The organism is Vibrio sp. D417a, assembly GCF_030248595.1.
In the GTDB taxonomy this organism is placed as follows: Bacteria; Pseudomonadota; Gammaproteobacteria; order Enterobacterales; family Vibrionaceae; genus Vibrio; species Vibrio alginolyticus.
In genome coordinates this window covers 131,122-155,912 of record NZ_JAHGAM010000018.1, presented here as the reverse complement: position 1 = coordinate 155,912, position 24,791 = coordinate 131,122, and the positions used below count along the sequence as shown (strand labels likewise).

The following is a 24,791-nucleotide window of genomic DNA, read 5'->3' as shown; positions in this document are numbered from 1 at the left end:
CCCATATCAGGACGGGTCATTGGTGGGTCCGGGCGAACTCGAATCGCCGACCCCTACCATGTCAAGGTAGTACTCTAACCAACTGAGCTACGGACCCAAATTTTTATGTTCCTAACCATTCAATTCAGAATGGTGCGTCCGAGTGGACTCGAACCACCGACCCCCGCCATGTCAAGGCGATACTCTAACCAGCTGAGCTACGGACGCATTTCTCTGGAACGACGAGGATATTAGCTATAAGCGAACGACGGTGCAAGCACAAATTTACCAACTTTGAACCGTTTGGCGAAAATGTAAACTCAACACGCGTTTTCAGATGATTTTATCAGCAAAGCTGAATCCTTCATGGATTAAAAGTGTGATCTATATAACTTTTATTATCTCACTTAATTGTCGTAAGGCACTTCACTGAGCATCCAAATCTGTAAGATTTGCGATACCTTAGGGCAAGTGCCGAACAAAATCTGATATTTAGGTTTAAATGGTTCGCCGATATAGGTTGTACGGATCAACTCTCCTGTTTTGACGTCTACTTGAGTGCTCACCCTGCCTTTGAAGTTTTGAAATATGACAAACTGCTCACTGTGGTAAACCATTTGCTCTCGGTAAAACAAGAAATGATCTTGGGGTGTCTCTGTCAATTCACACTCCAGTGGTTTCAAATTAGGTATCGCACTAACATTCGATGCGATGAACAACGCCGATAAAATCCATCCGTATCGCATATGGCTGCCCTATTCTGCCCTCTTTTTCAAAGTATAGGCCCTGCCTTGATGACTGATACCAAAAAGGCTTTGATCATCTCTAATCAAAGCCCCTTGTTTCTGCTGGTTAATTATCGTGTTTAGTCGTCCGCCTCAAACACAACGTTATAATTTTCGGTGTATGTACAATTCGGCTGACGGCTACAAGTAAAGAAACGTCTCCCTTTGAACTCACCTTGGCTTGCGGTTTTAATGATCATCGGACTGCCGCATTTTTTACAAAAACGCACTTCTTTATCGGGCTCAATCAAATCAATGTGTGCCGCAAGCAAACGACGTAATCGCCCAACTTGATAACTGTGCTTTATCGAGGCGCCAATTAAAGGCAGGTTGGCCGTCTTACAAACATGAATCAATAACTTTTGTCTTTCTATCTTACCCTTGTTTAGCTCCTGCCCATTATCCAATTCAACGATAACGCGCGGCTCTAGTGTCCTTGGGTCACAAATAACGTAATCAAAATAGCTTCGAGATATACGATTGTTCGCGACAAAAAACTGCTTCTTATTTTTGATTTCTTTTGGCGTAACCAAACTGGACATGTTTACTTTCGCGAATACTACGGCATGCTCCCCTACCGCCGCTCTTAACGCATTATAAAACGCACCCTCTTGACCTCTGAGCAGAGGGCCTTTCGAGCGATAAGGATAATCACGCGTGTCATCGTGCTTAATCACGTACTTTTGAATAACAAAGAAGAATAAAACCAGAAGAACAACAATGATAAAAATGTTGGTCATAAATAAAGTGCATCCAAAACAACTCGTTGCTCAAAGCGTAAATGGAAATGTTATGCAGAGCAACAAAACCTCGCAATTTTGAGGCACAACGACGATAGCGAGAAACAGAAAATTTTGCTCACCAATAAAAACGAGCCAATCACACACTTGGATTGGCTCGTTTAAATTTTGTTAATACATTATGTATGCTAAGAATCAACTATTAGCGTCCGGCTGATTCTCTGGCATCGCATCAATAAAAGCTGGCAGTTGATTGCATGACTGCACAACAGCGTTAATGGTTGGATAAAGAGAGGTATCTACACCAAAGCGTTGTGCGTTATAAAATTGTGGTACCAGACAAATATCGACAATAGATGGCGAGCTTGTCAGGCTAAACTTGCAATCACCATTTAGTTTACGATGCTTCTGAAGTTTCTCTTCTAATGCTGTAAAACCTTTGTGGATCCAGTGATGAATCCAAGCGACTTTGCGCTCTGACTCGCAAGCTAACTCCCCCTCTAAATACTGTAGAACTCTCAAGTTATTCAGGGGATGAATTTCCATTGCAATATCCTGAGCCAAAGCTAGTGCTTGATATCGAAGCGGCGTTTGCTCGGGGATCACAGTGACATCCGGGTAGTGTTCTTCTAAGTATTGAATGATCGCCAGTGACTGGGTTAACTGAACCTCCCCATCCACCAGCAAAGGAACCAGTTCAGAAGCGTTTAACTCATGGTACTCGTCACTGTGTTGTTCGCCACCATTGCGCACCAAGTGTACCGATTTTGAATCATACGATAACTCTTTAAGATTCAAGCAAATACGCACACGATACGCCGCCGATGATCGCCAGTATCCGTATAAAATCATGCTATCGCTCATATCGTCTCCCAACCAGCATTGTTAGTGCTTGAGATATTGGCTAACTTGTTGGTCAATCGAGCCGAATATGTTGTTGCCATCCGCATCGAACATTTCCAATCTGATTGAATCTCCAAACGACATGAAGTTAGTCGACGGCTTACCATCACGAATGGTTTCAATCATGCGAACTTCCGCGATACATGAATAGCCAACGCCACCTTCTTCAATAGAAGTGCCATGTTCGGTGCCTTGCTTATTAGATACCGTGCCAGAACCTATAATTGCCCCAGCAGATAGCGGGCGCGTTTTAGTCGCGTGAACAATTAAGTCTGCGAAATCAAACGTCATATCGATACCCGCATTTGGGCGACCAAACGGCTTGTGGTTGTATGTCGAGACCAGTGGTAAATGCACTTTGTTTTCGTACCACGCATCGCCTAGTTCGTCAGGTGTTACTGCCACAGGAGAAAACGCAGAAGAAGGTTTAGATTGGAAAAAACCAAACCCTTTAGCTAACTCTGCCGGAATTAGACCGCGCAGTGAGATATCATTCACCAGCATGATCAAACGAATCGACTCCTGAGCCTCTGCAACACTCGCGCCCATTGGTACGTCACCAGTTACCACAGCAACTTCACCTTCGAAATCAATACCCCATTCATCACTCGCAAACTCGACGTTGTCACAAGGTCCAATAAAGGCATCAGAGCCTCCTTGGTACATCAACGGGTCCGTCCAAAAACTCTCTGGCATTTCAGCGCCGCGAGCTTTTCGAACCAACTCAACGTGGTTTACGTAAGCACTGCCATCAGCCCACTGATAAGCGCGAGGAAGCGGCGACTCACAGTAGTGCGCTTCAAACTCTTCATACCCTGCAACCGTGCCATTGTTCAGTGCAACGTATAGCTCTTCCAGTTGTGGTGCTAGCGTCTCCCAGTTATCAAGCGCCACCTGCATCGTCGGAGCTAAGTTCATGGGGTGGAAAATTTCTGTCGCAGGTACGCAGCGCGTTAAGTCTTTGCTCACGACCATCAACAAACCGTCACGAGTGCCATTTTTCTTGGTTGCTAATTTCATCCTTGCCTCTTACTTCTCTTGCCAGCTATAGACGTATTCTTTGTTTTCTACTTTTTCCAGCTCATCCGAAAACTGAAGTGCGTGACGCGTATCAATCATGACCGCGACTTCGTCGGTAAAAGTCTTCTTATGCTCTCGCCCTGCTTTGAAAGCTTTCGGGTGAGGGCCATGTGTAAATCCTGCTGGATGGAATGTCACCATGCCTGCTTCAATGTTGTCACGGCTGAAGAAATCACCTGCATGGTAGAACAAGACTTCGTCATAATCGTCATTGTTGTGGTAGAACGGTACTTTGAGCGCTCCAGGATCACTTTCAATTGGACGAGGAACGAAGGTACACACCACAAATCCTGCTCCTACAAATGTAGTATGTGCAGAAGGCGGTAAATGGTAACGATGTGACATAAGTGGACGAATATCACGCCAGTTCACTTTTACTACCGCCAAATCACCATGCCAGCCAATCGCATCCAGCGGGTTGAATGGGTAAGTGATAACACTGACTTTATCGTGGCGTTTCACCTGAACCTGTGTTTGATTCTCAGAATATTGAGCACGGAACTGATCGTTGATCGACGGCGTTTCTAGAACCGCCGGATCAAACACCGCGTGGTTTCCAACCATGCCTTTTTCGGGCAATGTATAAGCCGCATCGGTGTTTTCGATCATCAGAATGAACATCGGCTCGCTTGGCTCTAAACGCCAGCTCGTTGAGCGCGGGATCATGACATAATCCCCTTCGCTCACTTTCAAATGACCATAATCACAGTAGAGATCTGCCGTACCTTGGTGGATGAATAGCAGTTCGTCGCCATCTGCATTTCTCACCAAGAAGTCCATTTTTTCATCCATACGCCAAACACGAACTTTACAATTCGCGTTGTGTAATAGATGCGGGACTGCCCAAGGGGTAATATGGCTGGCTTTTTCGACTAGATTAAAATCGAACGCTCGTGGACGTAGCTCGCCTTCCCACTCAGACCACCCCGTTGGGGCATGTTGATGATGAAAATGTGTTGCGGGGCCGAAGAAGCCACTTCGACCTGCCTCACGTTCATAAATTGCCTCTTCCGGGAAGTCAGCATGCGCTTGTTTAGAGCACACTCCCTCCCGGTGAGGGAATGTGATCCATTTATGCATCGCTCAATACTCCTCGGCGAATTTGGTCTTCTTCTATCGATTCAAACAACGCTTTGAAGTTACCCTCGCCAAAGCCTTCATTGCCTTTACGTTGGATGATTTCGAAGAACACAGGGCCGATAACGGTTTGAGTAAAGATTTGTAGCAAGATGCCATCTTTCGTTGGTGCACCATCAATAAGAATCTGCAAATCACGAAGCTTGCTTACATCTTCACCGTGACCTTCAACACGCTGATCGACTTTCTCGTAATAAGTACCTGGCGTTGGCATAAAGTCCATGCCTCGCTCACGCAAGGTTTTGACCGTTTCGTAGATGTCGTCAGTGGTCAATGCGATGTGTTGAATACCTTCGCCATTGTATTCACGGATAAACTCTTCAATCTGTGATTTATCATCTGACGACTCATTGATAGGAATTCGGATTTTGCCGCAAGGTGCGGTCATCGCACGGCTGACAAGACCAGTCAGCTTACCTTCGATATCGAAATAACGAATTTCGCGGAAATTACCAATGCGCTCATAGAAACCAGACCAGACATCCATGTTGCCTTGCTTAACGTTGTGCGTTAAGTGGTCGATTTCGTAAAGACCAACATTCGCTTTTGATAAACGCTCATCAGCATCATTATAAAAACGAAAATCGACATCATAGATGCTCTGCTTTCCATAACGATCGACAAAATAAAGCAAGCTTTCACCGATGCCATAAATAGCAGGAATGCTTAGCTCCATCGGCCCAATTTCCGTTTTATATTCTTTACCGCCATTCTCTAACGCATGCGCAAGAGCAACGGTGGCGTCTTTCACACGAAATGCCATGCCACAAACCGACGGACCGTGAACTTTGGCGAATCCCTCAGCTTGGCTATGCGGCTGCGCATTCACAATAAAGCTAATGTCACCTTGTCGATATAACCACGCTTCTTTTGAGCGATGCTTTGCAATTTCCGCAAAACCTAACGATATAAACAGATCTTTAAGCTGTTGAATGCCTTTGTTGTCAGCAGCGGTATATTCAACAAACTCAAATCCGTCTGTTCCTAGTGGGTTATATGCATCAACCATGACTTTCTCCTTGTCTCAGTAGCTTTTGTTTGGACTTATTTTTCTAACTTGGCGCAGGTCTTGAGAAATTGGAATACGTGGGGAGAAATCTTTATCTTGGCGATTTTTACGCATAATTGTAAAATATATGTTACACACAGAGAACGCATCGAACCCACTTTCGTAAACATCAAACAAACTGCTTATTTTCAATATATTAGATTGATATTTTCGGCTTTACGCCACCACATAAAATGTAAACAAGTTGTTACTTTGGCATTTTATCTTGGCAACGTAGCTCAAAAAGCAAAAGGGGATGGAAAGTCTATTGCACCCTATCTCTATCCGATTTATTCATTTGATCCTGCAAAACATCAAAAGTAATGTTTCGTGACGCTTCATACAGTTCGAAAGGCTCATTGGTCAGAATCGTGTCATGGATACCCCTTTATTGATTCACCTCAGTTTTATTCAAAAGTAACTGTGCCATAAGTGGTGCTCTGTTCCCTATCGAGCCGAGCCACAAGGCTTCACGCTCGATCAGAAAAAGAGACATCTAATGACACACATCAATCAAGAACGCTTAGTTGAACACTTTTGCCAACTAGTACGTATCGACAGCGAATCAAAAAACGAAAAACAAATTGCAGAAACACTGGCAGAACAGCTAGGCGAGCTAGGCTTTACAGTACGCAAACTTCCAGTACCTGAGCACATTTCTAACGGTTTTAACGTGTACGCCCGTTTAGACGGCAAAAAAGACGGCTCTATCCTAATGAGCTGTCATATGGATACGGTCACTCCAGGTATTGGCATTGAGCCACTCATCGAAGACGGCATTATCCGTTCAAAAGGCCATACGATTCTCGGTGGCGATGATAAATCTGGTATTGCTGCCATCATGGAAGCCGTTCGTTGTATTCAAGCGGAAAACCGTGAGCACAAAACGTTAGAACTTGCTTTCACCGTGTATGAAGAAGGCGGTTTATTCGGTTCACAATACTTCGATATGTCACACGTCACTTCAACGGAAGCAATCGTGTTAGATACGGGTGGCCCTATTGGCACCATTGTGACCGCAGCCCCAGGCCAGCAAAAGATCATGGCAAAAATCAAAGGTCGACCAGCACACGCAGGGCTTGCGCCAGAAGAAGGCATCAGTGCGATCATGGTGGCGGCAGATGCCATCAACCAAATGAAGCTGCTTCGCATCGACGAAGAAACGACAGCCAACATCGGTATGGTTAACGGCGGTCAGGCCACAAACATTGTTATGCCTGAATTAAAAATCGTGGCAGAAGCACGCTCCCTGAATGGCGATAAACTAGATGCTCAGGTCAATCATATGATCTCAACATTAGAGTCTGTCTGTGAAAAACACGGTGCAGAAGTCGACATTGAATCTAGCCGAGCCTACGACGCTTTTGTTATTGAAGAAAACCACCCACACGTAAACGCTATAAAAGCAGCGTTTTCAGAGTTAGGAATTGACGCCTTCACAAAAGGCACTGGCGGCGGTAGCGATGCCAACAACTTTAACAAGAAAGGTCTCACAACGGTCAACCTTTCAACTGGCATGGCAAAAGTACACACGACAGAAGAGTTTATCGCGGTAAGTGATATGGTCAAAATCACTGAGTTCGTGAAACATTTCCTAGTCAGTTAACGTCATGCCTTTTGAAGAGCAGACTGACTATCTTCCCCTTCTAGCCTGTGCTTGAAGGGGATTTTAATTTGTATCGAAGCAAAATTACTTCCCGTCATGCCAACTTGATATCAGATCTTCAAAGAAATTCCCCTAGCTCACTTTTTGAGACTAGACAGCTCAACACCTGACACCCTGTTACAGTAATGTTAAAACTCGATTGTGTAGACAATTTATACAATATACATTTCTGGCATCTTTCAGGATGAAAAGAGTGAGACAAGGATGAAATTACCTAAGTTGCTTTTATTAGCGTCGATGATGAGTCCAATACTGGCAACATCAAGCTATGCCGTGCCGTATCCCTCGGGTGTGACCCTCGATGAGACACAAGAAATTACGCTAAACAATGGGGCTGAAGTTACTTCTATTGACCCAGCCAAGCAAGCTGCAGAGCCCGCTTTTAATCTCGGTCGAGACCTGTTTGAAGGTCTGGTCATTCAAGATAAGCAAGGTAAAACCATTCCTGGTGTTGCTGAGTCTTGGTCAGTCAATGACAACAATACGGTTTATACCTTCCACTTACGTGATGCAAAATGGTCAAATGGCGAAACGGTCACTGCACAAGATTTTGTCTACAGCTGGCAACGCTTACTGAATCCAAGCACTGCTTCACCCTACGCTTGGTTTGCGGCCATTCCAAATATCGAAAACTCGCAAGCGATTATGAAGGGCGAAGCCGAACCCGAGTCCTTGGGCGTGAAGGCGCTGGATGAAAAAACATTCCAGGTAACACTCGAAGAGCCTATTCCCTTCTTTACGAAACTATTAAGTCATCCAGTGCTTGCCCCCGTTCACAAAGCGACCGTTGAAAAACATGGCAACCGTTGGACCCAGCCTGAGCATATCGTTACAAATGGTGCGTTTACTGTCTCTGAATGGAAAGTTAACGAAAAACTGGTGATGGTTAAAAACCCACATTACTGGGACGCAAGCAATGTAGTGCTGGAAAAAGTCACCTGGCTACCAATTGGTGATGCAAACGTAGTGCTAAACCGCTACCTAGCCGGTGAGATAGACCAAGCGGTTTCCATTCCTGCCGCTCAGAAGAAAAAGTTAATTCAACAACGCCCACAAGAAGTGGCAAGCACCAGTGCGTCTCTTGGCTCCACATTCTATTACCTCAACACTCAACAAGGACCAACAAAAGACGTGCGGGTCCGTAAAGCCCTCTCATATGCCATTGACCGTCAACTGTTAACGAGTGCTATCTTGAGAAACGGTGGGGTTCCAATGTATACCCTTGTGCCACCTCAAACAGATGGTTTTAAATCTCACACTCCTGAGTTCGCAACTTGGAACCGTCATAAACGTATCGAAAAAGCGCAGCAATTACTGTCAGAAGCTGGATACGATAAAAGCAATCCGCTTAAGTTGACGTTTACCGTACCAACTTTCTCGATGGACGTAAAAATGGCAACCACCATGGCAGGCATGTGGAAAAGCCGATTGGGTGCGCAAGTCACGATAAAACAGCTAGAACCGAAAGTGTTCTACGCACTTAAAGAGCCGACCGACATTACTCGCGGCGGCTGGACGGCTGACTACAATGAAGCCTCTACATGGTTGGATATCTTCGTTTCTAGTGGCGAGTACAACGATTCTCGTTATAACAACCCGCAATACGACGAGTTAATGGCTCGCTCAAAGACCATGAGCAACCCATCAGAACTGTATCTACAAGCAGAAAGCATGCTGATTGAAGACATGGCCATTATTCCTATTTATCGTCCGGGTAACGATCAATACCTCATCAAGCCTTACGTGGGCGGCTACGAACTGACAAACCCTGAGTCGTCGTACTACCGCAAGAATGTCTATGTAAAAGCCCACTAAAAGCATGTTTTCGGTCTGAGTCGGCAAGTTCAATGTTTACTTGCCGTTCCTCATATCTCTCGGTGGAGAAGGCAACCTGAGCTCAGACCATTTTTTATTCATAACCGTTCGAAGTGATTTCGGATGACCAAAGGATGATGGATCATGATTTGGTACATTGTTAAGCGATTAGCTATCGCTATCCCCACGCTTCTATTCATCGCACTCATATCATTTTGGCTGATGCACATTGCACCAGGGGGGCCATTTGATATGGAACGGCCTATGCCAGAGGTGGTACGTGCGAATATCGAAGCAAAATTCCATTTGGACCAGCCCTTCGTTACTCAGTTTTGGATTTACATTGGTAATTTCATACAAGGAGATCTCGGTCCGAGCTTCGTTTATCAAGACTTCAGTGTTACACAGCTCGTCGCACAATCATGGCCAGTTTCAGCAGTATTAGGCGTACTCTCCTTTTGTATTTCCGTTCCACTTGGCATGTTGCTTGGCACCATTGCGGCATTGAACCGAAATAGCCGCCTAGATTACGGCCTGATGACACTTTCGATGACTGGAGTTGTGGTTCCGGCTTTCGTGCTTGCTCCAGTTTTAGTCATGATCTTCGCTATTCAGCTCGGCTGGTTCCCTGCTGGTGGTTGGGAAGGAGGAAAACTGGCTTTCCTTGTTCTTCCCGTGCTCAGCCTGGCGATTGGCTCCATTGCGAGTATTGCACGCGTCATGCGTGGCGCAATGATTGAAACGCTCAACCAACCATACATTCGAACGGCAAAAGCCAAAGGTTTGTCCACAACCTACATTTTATTCCATCACGCTTTGCGACCATCCCTGATTCCCGTCGTTGCGATACTCGGCCCTGCGTTTGTTTCTGTCGTGACAGGCTCGGTGATTATCGACATTTTCTTTGGTACAGGTGGCATGGGACAACACTTTGTGTCTGGGGCTCTCAACCGCGACTACGGCCTAGTAATGGGCATTACTCTGATTGTCGCTTCACTCACTATCTTCTTTAACCTTGTGGTCGACTTGCTATATACGATTATCGACCCTCGTATACGCGTTTAGGAGTCCGGCATGTTAACGATAAAAAAACTGGATACACAAGCTCTTCAAGATCAAGTCGTCGACAATATTGAAGCCGTCGAAGGTCGCAGTCTTTGGCAGGATGCATGGACTCGATTTCGTAAAAACAGAGCCGCGATGACATCAGTGTATGTTTTGGCGTTCATTACCTTATGCATCACTTTCGGCCCCTCTCTTGCCGCTTTTGGCCATGATGAAATTGACTGGGAAGTGCTCATCGATCCATACGAGCTAGGGAAACCTTCACTGAGCAGTGGCCATTACTTTGGTACCGATGATCTCGGGCAAGATGTTTTCGCTCGCACGATGCAAGGTGGCAGGCTCTCTATTTTGGTAGGTTTTGTTGGCGCCTTAGTCGCCGTTGTTATTGGTACGATTTGGGGAAGTATTTCCGGCTATCTTGGCGGCGTTGTCGATAGCGTAATGATGCGCATTATTGAGGTGCTCGATTCGGTGCCATTTATGTTTATGGTTATCCTGTTTGTTACCCTTTTTGGCAACAACATCTACCTGATTTTTATCGTGATCGGAATGGTATCTTGGCTGGGCATTGCCCGTGTTGTACGTGGTGTCACCTTCGGTCTAAAAAAGCGAGAGTTCATCGAAGCCGCACACTCTATTGGGGTTTCTAAATTGACAATTGTCCGACGCCATGTTCTGCCTAATGTGCTTGGGATCGTGATGGTTTATTCCTCCTTAATGGTACCAGGATTCATTATGTTCGAATCGTTTTTGAGCTTCTTAGGGCTTGGTGTTCAACCACCAGACACGAGCTGGGGAATCCTAATTTCCGAAGGTGCAAAAACGATTGACGTTGCATTGTGGATGCTGCTTTTTCCCTCTCTGTTTTTAGTTGCCACCCTCTTTTGTTTTAACTTCATCGGCGATGGCTTGCGTGATGCTCTTGACCCGAAAGACCGATAAGGACAAACCCATGCTATCTATTGAAAACATGAACGTGCGCTTCGATACGCCAGATGGGCAAGTGCAAGCGGTCAGTAATCTCTCCTACTCGATTAAAGCGGGCGAAATTCTTGGGATTGTTGGGGAATCAGGTTCGGGAAAAAGCCAATCTGTTTTCGCATTAATGGGGTTAACCGCGGACAACGGCGCCGTGTCTGGAAGCGCAATGTTCCACGGTGATGATTTACTCGCGATGTCGAAAAAGCAGCTCAACCGCATCCGTGCAGAGAAAATCGGAATGATCTTTCAAGATCCGATGACGTCACTTAATCCATTCATGAAAATTGGCAAGCAGCTTTGTGAAGTTCTCATGATTCATAAAGGAATGAGCCGAAAACAAGCAAAAATGGAATCGATTCACATGTTGGATGCGGTGCGTATTCCCTCTCCCGAAACTCGGATGAATCAATACCCTCACGAATTATCTGGCGGAATGCGTCAGCGAATCATGATAGCGATGGCGTTGTTGTGTAAGCCCGAGTTGTTAATTGCAGACGAACCAACCACCGCATTAGATGTAACCGTTCAAGCTCAAATTTTGACGCTATTACGAGACTTACAACAAGAGTTCAACACCGCAATTTTACTGATCACTCACGATATGGGCGTCGTCGCCGAGATGTGTGATCGCGTATTGGTCATGTATGGTGGTCAAAAAATGGAGCAATCAGATACCGAGACATTGTTCGCTCAACCTGCGCACCCCTATACTCAAGGCCTGCTAAAGGCTATTCCTTCTATCACTGAAGATATGCCACGTTTACCAACCATCCCAGGTAACCCACCAAGTGCGTTGATTAACCATAAAGGGTGTCCGTTTAGAGAGCGGTGCGAGCATCGAGAGACGCGTTGCCAATACGAAACCCCACGGTTTTCTCCATTAAACACGAGCCAGTCCATTGCCTGTCACGTTAACGCACCCAGTGTTATCACTCCTATTCAAATAAAAGCTTAAGGAGGCGTTATGAACAAAAAAGAAGTCCTCATGTCTGCTCGTGATTTAAACGTCCACTTTCCTGTTTCGCGTCACCTTATTCCAAGTCGACGTAAAATCGTGAAAGCGGTCAATGGTATCGACTTAGATGTTTATCGAGGCGAAACACTTGGCATTGTGGGGGAATCAGGCTGCGGAAAATCAACGCTTGCACGCGCCTTACTTCGCTTAATTGAACCTACACATGGCGAGTTGACTTGGAAAGGTCAAGACATGCTCGGGTTTAGTAAAAAAGAGCTTTCCTCTCGACGTAGAGAATTTCAGATGGTGTTTCAGGACCCATCCGCTTGTTTGAATCCGAGATTAACCATCTCAGAATGCATCGCCGAACCACTGCTCACCCACGAGCCACAACTTAAACGGGCAGAGGTAGAAAAGCGTGTCATCGCTATGATGGATAAAGTGGGTCTCTTGGCGAGCCAGCGAAACCGCTATCCACATGAATTTTCCGGAGGTCAATGCCAGCGTGTGGGCATTGCCAGAGCATTAATTCTCAATCCAGATTTGGTCGTGTGTGATGAACCCGTTAGTGCGCTAGACGTCTCCATACAAGCTCAGGTCATCAATCTTCTAGATGATCTTAAACAAGAAATGGGGTTAACACTGGTGATGATTGCGCACGACTTAAGCGTGGTGCGCCATATCAGCGACCGCGTTATGGTGATGTATCTTGGTAAACCTATGGAAGTAGGACGTTACGATAAAGTATTTGATGATGCACAACACCCCTACACCAAAGCACTGTTATCTGCTGTCCCGATAGCTAATCCGCAATTAGCACGTGACCGTGAAATACAACTATTGCCCGGCGATCTTCCTTCTCCACTTAACCCACCGAGCGGTTGCGTTTTTCGTACTCGATGCCCAGAAGCCACCGAAGTATGCGGGCAAGAGAACCCAATAAAAACAGGCTCGGAGCAGCATCATATCTATTGCTCAAATATGACTTTAGGAACCATTTAATGAACAATACTAACTCAGTAAACCAACGCCTTACGTTATTGCGTGAGGCAATGTCCTTTCACAACGTGTCTGCATATATCGTGACCAACAATGACCCACATAACAGTGAATACTCAGCGGATCATTGGTTAGCGCGAAGCTGGATTTCAGGTTTTACCGGTTCTGCAGGCGATGTCGTCATTACCCAACAAGGTGGTGGCCTGTGGACTGATGGTCGTTACAATATTCAAGCTGAAGAACAGTTACACGGCACAGGACTTGAACTGTTTAAAGCCAAACAACCAGAAACACCGACAATTGCCAAATGGCTGGCTACCACGCTCCCAGAAAACAGTATTGTCGCGGTTGACGGTCGCGCCATCAGTTACGCTTTTTATCAAGGCCTCAAACAAGCCTTTGAAACGAAAAACATTAAGATCATTGTCGACCTGGATTTACTCACACCGATTTGGCTTGAAAGACCACCTCGCCCAAGTGCACCCGTATTCGAGCACCCCACCGCTTTTGCTGGCGTTGACACTGAAAATAAGTTAGCGAGAATCCGTTCTTGGTTAACCGAGAACCAAGTAGATAGCTTATTAGTGTCAACGCTAGATGATGTCATGTGGACAATGAATATTCGAGGTGGTGATACGAATTACTGCCCAGTTTCTGAAGCCTATCTAGTCGTAGAGCAATCACTTGCGACACTGTTTATTGATAAAGCCAAACTGCCTCAAGACGTTGAAAGAGCGCTGACCGAGCAGAGTGTACACATTCGCCATTACAACTACGTAAGTCAGTATTTGAATCAGCAATGTGAGGGATTATCGCTCGCTTTTAACCCGACCCACACAGACAGCTTATTGGTGAGTTCGATTGAAGGGAATGTGAATCTAAAGCCAATGGCTTGCCCTGTAACGGCAATGAAGGCCATAAAAAATGCGACCGAGCTAACTAGCCTAGAACAGGCATTAACAGATGATGGTGTGGCAATCGTAAGGTTTATGAACTGGCTCGAAGAGCAAGTTCCAAGCGGACTCGTTACAGAATTGTCTGCTGAGGCACAACTGAATCACTATCGCCGTCAAACCCGACATTATGTGAGTGACAGTTTCCGCACTATCGCAGGCTTCGCGGCTCACGGGGCAAAAATGCATTATGCCGCCGATGAAGAAAGCAATGCGGCAGTCAATGAAAGCAACTTCTTTCTCGTCGATTCTGGTGGCCAATACCTTGGCGGGACAACAGACATCACCCGTACTTTCCACTTCGGGTCACCGACCATTAAGCAGCGCAAAGATTATACCTTGGTGCTCAAAGCGGTCATCCGACTGACTCAGACTCGATTCATGAAAGGCTCTACGGGTGCCAATCTTGATATCATGGCGCGTGGCGTCTTATGGCAACATGGTATTGATTACAAGTGCGGCACTGGACACGGCGTGGGCATTTGCTTGAATGTTCACGAAGGCCCACAAAATTTCTCGCAAAGCCACCACGAGGTTGAACTAAAACCGGGTATGGTCATTACTAATGAACCAGGCGTTTATCGCGAAGGTGAGTACGGGGTAAGAATAGAGAACATTCTTAAAGTTGTAGAAGTAGAACAAAATGAGTTCGGCACGTTTTACGGTTTTGAGACCATCACTCTTGCTCCAATTGCGACCAACGCCCTTGATTTATCAATGCTAGATCAAGCAGAGCTAGACTGGCTCAATCATTACCATTCACGAGTCTATCAAGCACTTAGCCCTTTTCTTGATACGCAAGATAAAAACTGGCTTCAACGCACAACCCAACTTATTGAGAAATAGGATATCAGCAAGCTTTATAACGTTTTCATTTTCATCTCAAACTCCTTGTTTGCCAGCCTTCGGGCTGGTTTTTTTTATAGAGATAACGGTGTGAAAAACAAAAACGCCCCGCAATGTTAGCGAGGCGATCAATTAAATTAAAATGATGCAGTTAAAATGCCCTACTGACGACACTTCTGAGCATCAAAATCAACGACGATGGCGGCATTCTCAAAGTCACCAGATACTTTAACGTAGCCCCAGTAGTTACTCTGATTTGACAACGTAATACACTCTCCATTACCAATATTATCTGACCATCCGTGAAGATTAGTATCATCCGGCCAACCGGAGTTACTGTATTCAAGCTTTAAGTTACCCGTACCGTTCCCCGTCGTTATCGCCAGATTTAAGCTCTCATTCACCGCTGGCACGCTCAGCCAAATGGTTTGTTGATTTGCCAAGCAAACTGGTTCTCCTGCTGTTAAGCGCCCACCGCTTACTTTACTTTGCACCGCGCAGTCTTGTGGCAATGTGTCATTACCGCCCAACGCTGAGATAACAACAGTATGAGTGGCGGTTGCCGTCAAGCCTTCACTGTCTGTCACACTTAGGCTGACCGAATACTCCCCTTCACTCCCATATTGGTGCGTCGGCTTGGTTTGTGTACTTGTCGAGCCATCACCGAAGTCCCATAAGACGCTGACGATCTTCCCGTTTGGGTCTGTACTGTTTTCACTGCTAAATGTAATGCTTTCACCGACTTTCCCCTTACTGTTTGCGGTTATGACTGCATTAGGTGCACCATTTGAGACAAGGGCTTGCTGCCACTGCTCAAACTCACTTTGATACAAATTCGCCCATTGGGTGATCGTTGCTTTGTAATTGCTCCAATTCCCTTGGCGTGTTTCCACCAGCATTTGGTTTACGTCATCTTTATGATTTTCAAACATAAAACGTACAGCTAAGTACCCCCAACGATAAATTCGATCGACATCAAACCCATCATAAGTAGTCTCGAAAATCTCACTTAAGGTATATGTCGAGCCGTCTAAAATCGTCTCAAGTGCTGCTTGGTTGTCATTTTCTTGAGCGACATACTCTGCAATGCCTTCACTCCACCACACTATTTTTTCAGTTGGATGACTAAACCCTCCATAGAGATCAAATCGACCATCTAAGTAATGCACGTATTCGTGCTCTAGGTTCCAGACAAAGTGATCCGCGTTCGCATAAGAGGCTTCATAAGCAATAAAGTTGGGAATATTCCCCGGCTGGGAAGGGTCGCCCTCCAAGTACATACCGCCATTGTCAGTACTAATATCGAAAATTGGCCCTGCGTACTTACCATAATCAGTGCTTGAATCGAAGATATTGACTTGGAGCTGAGTGTTGTGGTCATCTTTTACTGGCTGTTCACCCGTTTCTAAAGACTGATGAAAGTAACCCTCTTCGTAACCCATTTTAGAACATGCGGCCGCGTGTTGCTCTTGCGTCATATTCTGGGACAATATTCGAATTGTCGGACTACAGGTATAAGTTTGCGATAGCACCAAGCCTTTTAGCTCAGTTTCGAAATTACAAATTCCGAACTCACTACAATCTGCGTAATATGAGGCGGTGTCCGCCGCCGCAAGCCAAACCGCGTCACCCCGACCATACATTTCATACTGTTCAAAGATTCGACTCAGCTGACTCTTCACAACAGAACTCGCGTTACCCGTATACTTGGTCAGACGCCCGAGCTCTCGCCCCGCATTCGCGGCCATAAACTCATCTTCAGCACCGATTGATGACGCCCTCAGAGCAAAATCGCCTAAAGCTTTGGCAAGGTCTGTTTGGTTACCAATTACTTGCACAAATTGCTCGTTCCACTGCCCACCAAACAAAATAGTGAAAACACCATTAACCGCATTGCGCATATACCAGTGCTGGGCGTATTGATCATTCCAACGTGTAAGCCACTGGGTCACTTGCGGTAAGTACGCGTGCTGCAAGCCCGCACTATCCATAGTGATGATGACTTCACTAAGCACTTTGCCGTGACGGTCGCTGTTCTCATAGAAGTTTGCGTTATTAACAAACGCATCCACGGATTCTTTCACCGCTGGGGTGACCCATTCAATAAATGAGATGTTGTCATTGTAAAACTCGGCGTAATAACCCGCGCGTAAGTATAAGAACAACGTTTCTAGTTCATCGCTCCCGCCACCCATATAACCCTTCGCCAAGGTCGTAGTGTGCTTAGCGATGTTGTACATATGATCGGAGCTAAATACCGACTCCTGAACCCGACTTTCAGCAGAGAATAACTGGTTCACGCACGTCGCGCCCTGACTTAAAATTTCGCTGATCAATTGGTTACTGCTTTCGGTAACCAATGCTTCCAAATCACAAGCATTGCTCGACTCATCAAGGCTTTCAAGTGACTGTACTCGAGTTGCCTTGGAGGGCTGAATAGGGAGAGTTGCGGTTGGTTGGTATTCAACTCGATTGGATTCAACACCGTGTGTATGAGCCGAATGTGCATGTTGCTCTGTAACTTGAGAAACTGGCTCGCTTAACGCAAATACGCCAGTGCTGGTTAATGTTGTCGCAATCGCGACACTCAAAATCTTCAGTTCCATCTAATTTCTTCTATATTGAGTTTTCCTTAGATGCATTACGTCTTTTGCATCGCCACTGCCCTTATTACTGCAAGAGCATCTCCATATAATCTACTCGCAAGACAAGAAGAAACATTTTGTTAACAACTAGATGTAGCGGTATCAGTTTTTGGTACTAGAAGGAACACGGAGTGAGCTTCTAAAATTCGTATTTGTTAAAAAATAGAGATGAGCTAGAGAAGAAACGTGTAGTTAAACGGGTATACCCAGCACGTTAAATGGCTAGGTATACTCCAAAGCGGGTCGGTAAAAATTCGCGAATCAAAGCCCCTTCAGAAGGAATCGGGCAATGGGCGAATACTTTGTAGGTTCTAGGCTGCTTTGTGGTCGAAGAGTGCGGTAATTTGCTCTTTTAACGCGTGCAAAAATTCGGTATTTGGTGTGTTTTCAAGGTACATTTCATACTCTTTAGAGTTATAAAAGTACTCATGTGCAGATGCGTTAAGGATCTTACTAAAAGATAGTGTTTCCAACTCGTCTTCAAGGGAACGACTGCTCAGTTCACCATATCCTAAACCGCTATCCTCAGCGAATTGGGACTCAATGTTGCTGACATATAAAGCACAATCCTTAATACAGAACTCGACACTACTTATACGTTGCTCGATGTCTTTGAGCTGATCACTGTTCCATTTAGACTTCTCTTGCTCAAGCTTATCAATAAGCCCACTTTCACGAAGCCTTGAATTGTTATCTTTAATTCTTAGTAGCTCATCAAGCACTTTATTAAACTCAGTTTCAGCTCTAAGTCTTAAGATTTCCAACTCCTTGGAGAACAGCTTTGCTTTAAGTTCACTCGCTTGGTACAAGCCAGAGATAGCAGCATTTCTTTTAACTCCAAACATAAAAACCCACCCAAAAGATACTTATTAAAAAGTAGCACACAAAAAGCCAGATAGAAGACGCAAGGTTTTCGTCATTAGGCTACATTCCACGAACGACACTCGATTGTAGCGCAATAAACAGAATTTTCATCACCATGAAACACATACTATTTGAATGAAAATCACACAGTTACTTTGATAGAAGTATTTATTTCAGAAAGAGTAAGACGTGAGTATGTGATGATGTATATTGACGCTTCAAAACAAAAAAACGCCCACACTCTACTACCCAAGTCAAACACTAATGTCAGAAACTTGACAAATCACTCACTATTTACAGTAATAAGAAGTCACTGTTTCATTGAAAATCAAAGTGTCAACATAAAGATGGGAAGTAACCGAATCATAGACGGCATCGCTGATGAAACGTTAGAATGCCACTACTTTAATAATCTTCCATAATATTTATGACCGACGCTGATATTGAGCTACAACACCTTTGGTTAGAAGTCCAAGCCGAACGCTGGCAAAACCTGCCACGCTTTTTATTCAGTTACTACTGCTACAAGCACAACCTTGTCAGTAAAACCAACAAAGTTTGCTGGGAGACGGCACGTGCAACACTGCCCGCTTCAACATCAATAAAAGAGCGAAAAAACGCGGTGGTTGAACCGTTAGTCTCTGAGGAAACCGTCGTTGGGTTATTGAAAACCATCAGCAAAGATGGGGAAATGACGTTTGACGTGATGGTAACCACACTTAATACGTTTTTGCACTATGTTGTGATTAGCAAGGAAGAAAAAGCGCGACTTAAATCAAACATGCCAGCTAGTTGGTATCAGCGATCAAACAAGTCGCCTTTGGCACGTTTCGAGCAAGCTGGCATTAAGCTACCAGAGTGATATGTCAGTCATCGCTGATGATAAACACAAAAGACAAGCGCCTACAATGAGGCGCAGTTGGTCAAAAATTGAGGTGCCCCTAAACAAAAGTGCATAGTGAGCAACAAAGAAAAAGTTTGGCTATTCTTGAATGCCTCGAATGCGTACATTACGCCTACGTAGAACTTCTAAAGTCACGAGCAAACACACCGACATAAAAATCAGCAACGTAGCGACCGCCAATATAGTCGGACTGATTTGCTCTCGAATTCCTGACCACATCTGCCTAGGAACGGTTTTTTGTTCTGCCCCAGTCAGGAATAACGCCACCACAACCTCGTCGAACGAAGTGCCAAAAGCAAACAAGCCGCCAGAAATCATCCCCGGACGAATCAGAGGAAAGGTAATGTGTCTGAAAGTATAAACAGGGTTTGCTCCTAAGCTAGCCGCCGCTTTTACCAGGCTATGATCAAAGCCGCTTAAGGTCGCAGTAACGGTAATGACAACAAAAGGCGTACCTAACGCAGCATGTGCCAAAATGACACCTAAATAAGTTTGTGATAAGCCAAGGCGTGTGTAGAAAAAGTACATCGCAGCAGCAGAGATAATGACTGGTACGATCATGGGTGAGATCAACAGCGCCATAATCGTATTGCGAAAAGGCAAATTACTACTGGCTAAACCCAACGCCGCCAGAGTTCCTAGCCCTGTTGCAACGAGTGTCGCCATAAAAGCAATGAACGTGCTGTTTTTCAGCGCCAACAGCCACTGATCACTAATAAACATTTCTTGATACCAGCGAGTAGAATACGCTTCCGAATCAAGGTTTAACATCCCCTCGGTAAAAGTAAAGTAAGGCGTTGCATTAAACGATAACGGGATGATGGTCAGAATTGGAGCGATTAAAAAGAACAGCACCACCCCACAAAAAGCTAAGTAACCTGCGTGAGCAACTCGCTCTACTTTTGATGCATAGTTTGGTAATGCCATAGTTATCCCCCTACCTTAAGGTTGTTAATGCCAACTACACGGTTGAACATATAAAACAGAACCAGTACAACGAACAAAAGCAGTCCACCCAATGCGCCAGCCATCCCCCAGTTCAGTGATGTCTGCATATGATAGGCAATCATATTGGAGATCATCTGTCCGCTTCTTCCACCAACCAAAGCGGGCGTAATGTAGAAACCAATAGAAAGAATGAAAGTAAGCAAAGCCCCCGCACCTATCCCCGGTAACGTAAGCGGCATATAAACTTTGATGAACGCAATGAAAGGCGTCGCGCCTAGAGAACGAGCGGCACGGAAATATGTTGGGCTAATTCCTTTCATTACGCTATACAGAGGCAGGATCATAAACGGCAACAGAATGTGAACCATAGACACCACCGTTCCGAAGGTATTGTGAATCATCTGAATTCGCTCAGAAGTAAAACCCGACCAAATAAGGAGATCATTAATGACCCCTTGGTTTTGCAGCAGAACAATCCAAGACGTGGTTCTGACTAATAATGATGTCCAAAATGGCAGCAGCACGATAATTAAAAGTAAGTTCGCGCGCTTATCAGGTAAATTGGCAAGCAGGTAAGCAACGGGGTACGCCATCACCAAACAAATTAAGGTGATTGAGATAGACATCCAAAAAGTTTTAAAGAAAAGGTCGACGTATATTTGGCGTTTTTCTGGTTGGGGCTCAATGTCTCCAAACTCATTCACTTGCAAGTCTAGCGCTGCAAGATAATGACTGAATGTTAATGCGCCACTAAGATTCTTAAACGCCGCCCAATATTTAGGATTAGTCCATCGCTTATCCAGCTTAGCCAACTGTGTCACCGAGCTCGGCAGCGACGTCAACCGAGACAACTTTCTGCCGGTTTTCATGAGTAAACTGCGCATACCAGACTCTTCAATATTCATCCGGTTGGCTATTTTCGGTAGCTCTTTGCTTTGATAAAGCGCAAGTACCTCAACAGAGAATGCCTCAATGACTTCTTGATGAGGCTGACCTTGATAATCCCAACTTTCTAAGGCTTGAATAGTTTGTGGTAGTGACAGGGATATTTCTCGGTTATCCACGCTTCGATAAAGCATGTCGAGGATAGGAAAAGCAAACGTAAGCAGAATAAAACACACCAATGGCGTTGTGAGCATAATGGAGCGAAGCTTTTTTCGGCGCTCGGCCTTTTGCAACTGCGCTTTCAGATTGGTTTCTTGCTGATGAACTTGACGTTCGATTTCCAATACAGAATCTAATGCGGTTAGCTCTCGACTCATGCTGCTACCTCGCTACTTTGAGTTTGTGTCCCATCAAGAGCATGGCAATCGTCACTTTGCCAACCAATACGACAAATTGAGCCAGGCGTTAACTGCAAGTGTTTACGATTATCGTTAGGTACTTTAACGATGAAGTGACCAACGCTCTCTACTTCGACGACCAAACGATAATGATCACCGTGATAAATCAATTCTCGTAGGACACCTGAGACTTGGTTCTCACAAGACGCTTTCTCTGGTTGAATAACAATCTTTTCTGGTCGAATGGAAAGTGTTGTCCTCTGCCCGTGCTCAGAGACTCTGACAGGTTTCGCAGTAAATAACTCTTTCCCAACGAGCACTTGGCAATACTTTTCGTTCCACTCTTTGACTAAACCTAAGAGTTGGTTGTTTTCTCCGATAAACTGCGCAACAAACGTATTACTCGGAGATTCATAAAGCTCGGTTGGTGTCGCGAGTTGTTGCACTTCGCCGTGATTAAAAACCGCAATACGGTCGGACATAGTGAGAGCTTCGTCTTGATCGTGCGTCACATACAAAATGGTAATGCCAAGCTTTTCATGCAAATGTTTAATTTCCATCTGCATTTGCTCACGCAGCTGCTTATCTAACGCGCCTAGTGGTTCATCCATCAACACGAGTTTAGGCTCAAACACTAATGCTCGCGCTAACGCAACACGCTGTTGTTGACCACCTGATAACTGCTTTGGGTATCGAGTCGCAACATGCTCAAGCTCGACCATTTCTAATACACTCTGAACTTTGCTTTGAATCGTGTCACTGTCGAGTTTTCGCACCTTTAAAGGAAACGCAAGATTCTCAGCAATGGTCATATGTGGAAACAACGCATAGTTTTGAAACACCATACCAATATCGCGCTTGTGCGGCGCGAGATGATTGACAGGAACGCCATCGATATAAATGTCTCCACCGGTCGCAGTTTCAAAGCCTGCTAGCATCATCAAGCAAGTGGTCTTGCCCGATCCTGACGGCCCCAACATAGTAACGAACTCTCCAGGAGCAATATCTAAGTTGAAGTCTTTCACCACCAAATTCGTGCCATCGTAGGTTTTCTTAACGTGTTGAAAGCTGACATAGTCCTTGTTTTCCGTGCTCATGACTTCCCTCTTCTCATTTTTTGAATATTACGAATGAGTAGAGCGTCAGTTAACGCTCTACTAAACAGCACAATTACAGATTGTATTTGGATAGGTCTAAGCGGGTTTCTAACGCATGTTCAACCATTTGAATGACTTGTTGACGCTCTTCACCTTGTAAGAGTTGGCGTGGCGCACGAACTTGTTCAGAGCCACGTCCGCAGACTTGCTCGGCCAATTTTATGCACTGAACCAGCGTAGGAATGGTGTCTAAACGCAGTAGGGGTAAGAACCAACGGTAGATCTCTAACGCTTCAGCATAACGACCTTGGCTTGCCAGTTTATAAATCGCAACGGACTCTTCTGGGAATGCGTTGGTTAAACCAGAAATCCAGCCGGTCGCACCTAGCATCAATGATTCAAGAGCGATGTCATCAACACCACTGAACACGGTAAAGCGGTCATCAAATTTATTGTAAAGCTCGGTGATACGACGAGTATCAGTGGTCGACTCTTTGATAGCTACAATACTTTCAAACTCAGCCAGTTTCGCCATGATGTCGAGGTTTACATCGACACCATAAGCAACCGGGTTGTTGTAAATCATGATTGGCATTTCTGGCGTTGCTTCTGCTAGCGTGCGGTAATATTCGAACGTTTCGCTCTCAGACGTGCGGTAAACCATGGCAGGCATCACCATACAACCATCGATACCAATTTTGTACGCATCCTGCATGTAATCAACAGCTGCTGTGGTAATAGACTCTGCTGTACCAGCAATCAAAGGCACACGGCCATTTACGACTTCTTTTGCCGCTTGCAAGACCTGGCGTTTCTCCTCCGGGTACAACGCACAGTTCTCACCGACAGTACCCAAGCAGATAATGCCATTCACACCATCTTTAATTTGGTTATCTATAACAGTTTGCGTTGCGTCTAAGTCGATTGACTGATCTTGACGAAATTGCGTACTGACCGCCGGATAAACACCTTTCCAATCAATTTTCATGAACTACTTTCCTTATATGTATATTGTATGCAATTTAAATGAACGAGCAAAAATGCTCAGGCATGGCTATCTATGCCATTTTCTAACAACACCGCCTTTACAGCGGCCAAATCAGCCAAAGCACTGCCAACTGATTTGTATAAAGTAATGACCTCATCGTTTTGACGTCCTGAGATTTGTTGGGCGCAAAGCTGCGGTAATTCCCCTTTAATATCGTCTGACGTGAACACGCCCTCTTGAATTGGAATGAGAAGATCGCCCGCTTCGGCTAATACATTAATACGGCTATCAACATACACCTGTGCTCGTTGCACTGCTTCGGAGTCGCATTCACGCTTATCCAAGTCATGATTACCGACCAAATCAATATGGGTGCCCGGCTGCACGTCTGCGCCATTAAACAAAGGCTCTGCTGATGCGGTAATACAGCTGATGATGTCAACGTGTTTGATAACGTGGTCCACATTTTCTACGACTGAAACACGGAACCGACGCTCATCAGGAAGCGACTGATACTCTGAAGATGACACAATGGCATCTACCGTCGCCTCGGCTTTGTCTGAGTTACGCCCCCAAATATAAACCTGCTTAAGTGGGCGAACCGCAGCGTATGCCCACGCAAAATAAGGCGCAAGATTGCCCGTTCCGAAGATCAACAGACGATCAGCATCGGGACGCGCTAAATAGTCCGCTGCCAACGCAGAAGCTGCGGCGGTGCGCCAAAACGTTAAAACTTTACCGTCCACGAGTGCGAGCGGCTCACCATCGTTTCGTCTGAAAACAAGCAGCTTAGATGCAAGCGTATCTTTGCCTTGCTCAGGGTTATGCGGGAAATACGTAAAGGCTTTCACCGCAATCAACTCCTGGTTCCAAGCTGGAAGTAGCGCAAACGCCTCGTATTCTCCCTCTTCTAAGGGCATGACTCGGCGTTGAGGTATTGTTGCTGGCCGCGAGTACATTTCACGCATCGTTTCAATAAGAGACTTCATTGTTAAACATTGCGCGACTTGCTGTGCTTCGATGACTTTCATCATTTCTCCGAAAACATAAATACAGTTGAGGAAAAGTACGGAACCTCGCTTATGGATGAAAACTAGGCCCCATACACAA

At 45.3% G+C, this 24,791-nt stretch carries 21 protein-coding genes and 2 tRNA genes; 8 read left to right on the top strand and 15 right to left on the bottom strand.

From position 1 onward, the window contains the following. Positions 1 to 20 precede the first annotated feature (20 nt). From KI742_RS17850 to hppD, 8 genes are all read right to left on the bottom strand, one after another. Positions 21 to 97 (bottom strand) — tRNA-Val (locus tag KI742_RS17850). Positions 98 to 130: 33 nt separating this feature from the next. Next, positions 131 to 207, bottom strand: a tRNA-Val gene (locus KI742_RS17845). A 179-nt stretch (positions 208 to 386) separates the two neighbouring features. Further along, entirely contained in the window at positions 387 to 725 is a 339-nt protein-coding gene (locus KI742_RS17840; RefSeq protein WP_085569546.1) for a hypothetical protein, read from the bottom strand. Between the two features lie 119 nt (positions 726 to 844). After that, entirely contained in the window at positions 845 to 1,504 is a 660-nt protein-coding gene (locus KI742_RS17835; RefSeq protein ID WP_005377831.1) for a DUF2726 domain-containing protein, read from the bottom strand. A gap of 195 nt (positions 1,505 to 1,699) precedes the next feature. Then, positions 1,700 to 2,368, bottom strand: a complete 669-nt coding sequence (gene maiA / locus KI742_RS17830; RefSeq protein WP_167415165.1) for a maleylacetoacetate isomerase — start codon at positions 2,366 to 2,368, stop codon at positions 1,700 to 1,702. Between the two features lie 21 nt (positions 2,369 to 2,389). Next, positions 2,390 to 3,427 carry a fumarylacetoacetate hydrolase family protein gene (locus KI742_RS17825; protein ID WP_285384816.1) on the bottom strand — a complete coding sequence of 346 codons (1,038 nt, stop codon included), beginning with the start codon at positions 3,425 to 3,427 and terminating at the stop codon, positions 2,390 to 2,392. A 9-nt stretch (positions 3,428 to 3,436) separates the two neighbouring features. Next, a complete protein-coding gene (locus tag KI742_RS17820) occupies positions 3,437 to 4,567 on the bottom strand; it encodes a homogentisate 1,2-dioxygenase (protein ID WP_005388948.1) in 1,131 nt (376 codons plus the stop codon). Then, positions 4,560 to 5,633: a 4-hydroxyphenylpyruvate dioxygenase gene (hppD, locus tag KI742_RS17815; RefSeq protein ID WP_262665291.1), complete on the bottom strand. Its 1,074-nt coding sequence runs from the start codon at positions 5,631 to 5,633 to the stop codon at positions 4,560 to 4,562. Before hppD ends, KI742_RS17820 begins: the two co-directional genes overlap by 8 nt. Positions 5,634 to 6,171: 538 nt before the next feature. Here hppD and KI742_RS17810 point away from each other — a divergent pair. The 7 genes from KI742_RS17810 (at position 6,172) to KI742_RS17780 (ending at position 14,952) form a co-directional block, all read left to right on the top strand. Next, positions 6,172 to 7,278, top strand: a complete 1,107-nt coding sequence (locus KI742_RS17810) for a M20/M25/M40 family metallo-hydrolase (RefSeq protein ID WP_285384815.1) — start codon at positions 6,172 to 6,174, stop codon at positions 7,276 to 7,278. A gap of 264 nt (positions 7,279 to 7,542) precedes the next feature. Next, the gene (locus KI742_RS17805; RefSeq protein WP_017633966.1) at positions 7,543 to 9,153 is read left to right on the top strand and encodes a peptide ABC transporter substrate-binding protein; all 1,611 of its coding nucleotides are present in this window, start codon (positions 7,543 to 7,545) and stop codon (positions 9,151 to 9,153) included. Between the two features lie 144 nt (positions 9,154 to 9,297). Next, a complete protein-coding gene (oppB, locus tag KI742_RS17800; protein ID WP_285384814.1) occupies positions 9,298 to 10,218 on the top strand; it encodes an oligopeptide ABC transporter permease OppB in 921 nt (306 codons plus the stop codon). Between the two features lie 9 nt (positions 10,219 to 10,227). Further along, the gene (locus tag KI742_RS17795) at positions 10,228 to 11,160 is read left to right on the top strand and encodes an ABC transporter permease subunit (RefSeq protein ID WP_005377839.1); all 933 of its coding nucleotides are present in this window, start codon (positions 10,228 to 10,230) and stop codon (positions 11,158 to 11,160) included. A gap of 10 nt (positions 11,161 to 11,170) precedes the next feature. Beyond that, entirely contained in the window at positions 11,171 to 12,154 is a 984-nt protein-coding gene (locus KI742_RS17790) for an ABC transporter ATP-binding protein (protein ID WP_285384813.1), read from the top strand. A gap of 9 nt (positions 12,155 to 12,163) precedes the next feature. Beyond that, entirely contained in the window at positions 12,164 to 13,156 is a 993-nt protein-coding gene (locus tag KI742_RS17785) for an ABC transporter ATP-binding protein (protein WP_285384812.1), read from the top strand. Continuing rightward, on the top strand, positions 13,156 to 14,952 hold the full coding sequence (locus KI742_RS17780; RefSeq protein ID WP_285384811.1) for an aminopeptidase P family protein: 1,797 nt from the start codon (positions 13,156 to 13,158) through the stop codon (positions 14,950 to 14,952). Before KI742_RS17785 ends, KI742_RS17780 begins: the two co-directional genes overlap by 1 nt. A gap of 161 nt (positions 14,953 to 15,113) precedes the next feature. Here KI742_RS17780 and KI742_RS17775 read toward each other — a convergent pair whose 3' ends face one another. Together KI742_RS17775 and KI742_RS17770 are read right to left on the bottom strand one after the other, a co-directional pair. Next, positions 15,114 to 17,558: a collagenase gene (locus tag KI742_RS17775; protein WP_285384810.1), complete on the bottom strand. Its 2,445-nt coding sequence runs from the start codon at positions 17,556 to 17,558 to the stop codon at positions 15,114 to 15,116. Between the two features lie 350 nt (positions 17,559 to 17,908). Next, positions 17,909 to 18,442, bottom strand: a complete 534-nt coding sequence (locus KI742_RS17770; protein ID WP_158156232.1) for a DNA repair protein — start codon at positions 18,440 to 18,442, stop codon at positions 17,909 to 17,911. 446 nt (positions 18,443 to 18,888) lie between these two features. Here KI742_RS17770 and KI742_RS17765 point away from each other — a divergent pair, with 446 nt between their 5' ends. Next, positions 18,889 to 19,323 carry a hypothetical protein gene (locus KI742_RS17765; protein WP_137281917.1) on the top strand — a complete coding sequence of 145 codons (435 nt, stop codon included), beginning with the start codon at positions 18,889 to 18,891 and terminating at the stop codon, positions 19,321 to 19,323. 120 nt (positions 19,324 to 19,443) lie between these two features. Here the strand turns inward: KI742_RS17765 and KI742_RS17760 are convergent, their stop codons facing one another. The 5 genes from KI742_RS17760 to KI742_RS17740 form a co-directional block, all read right to left on the bottom strand. Then, positions 19,444 to 20,292, bottom strand: coding sequence for an ABC transporter permease (locus KI742_RS17760; protein ID WP_285384809.1), 849 nt, complete (start codon positions 20,290 to 20,292; stop codon positions 19,444 to 19,446). A 2-nt stretch (positions 20,293 to 20,294) separates the two neighbouring features. After that, positions 20,295 to 21,575 carry an ABC transporter permease gene (locus KI742_RS17755; RefSeq protein WP_005389752.1) on the bottom strand — a complete coding sequence of 427 codons (1,281 nt, stop codon included), beginning with the start codon at positions 21,573 to 21,575 and terminating at the stop codon, positions 20,295 to 20,297. Beyond that, the gene (locus KI742_RS17750; protein ID WP_285384808.1) at positions 21,572 to 22,693 is read right to left on the bottom strand and encodes an ABC transporter ATP-binding protein; all 1,122 of its coding nucleotides are present in this window, start codon (positions 22,691 to 22,693) and stop codon (positions 21,572 to 21,574) included. Before KI742_RS17750 ends, KI742_RS17755 begins: the two co-directional genes overlap by 4 nt. A 73-nt stretch (positions 22,694 to 22,766) precedes the next feature. Beyond that, complete coding sequence (locus tag KI742_RS17745; protein ID WP_005377851.1) at positions 22,767 to 23,681, bottom strand: dihydrodipicolinate synthase family protein; 915 nt, start codon at positions 23,679 to 23,681, stop codon at positions 22,767 to 22,769. A gap of 56 nt (positions 23,682 to 23,737) precedes the next feature. Continuing rightward, positions 23,738 to 24,712 carry an ornithine cyclodeaminase family protein gene (locus KI742_RS17740; RefSeq protein ID WP_054730112.1) on the bottom strand — a complete coding sequence of 325 codons (975 nt, stop codon included), beginning with the start codon at positions 24,710 to 24,712 and terminating at the stop codon, positions 23,738 to 23,740. Between the last annotated feature and the right edge of the window lie 79 nt (positions 24,713 to 24,791).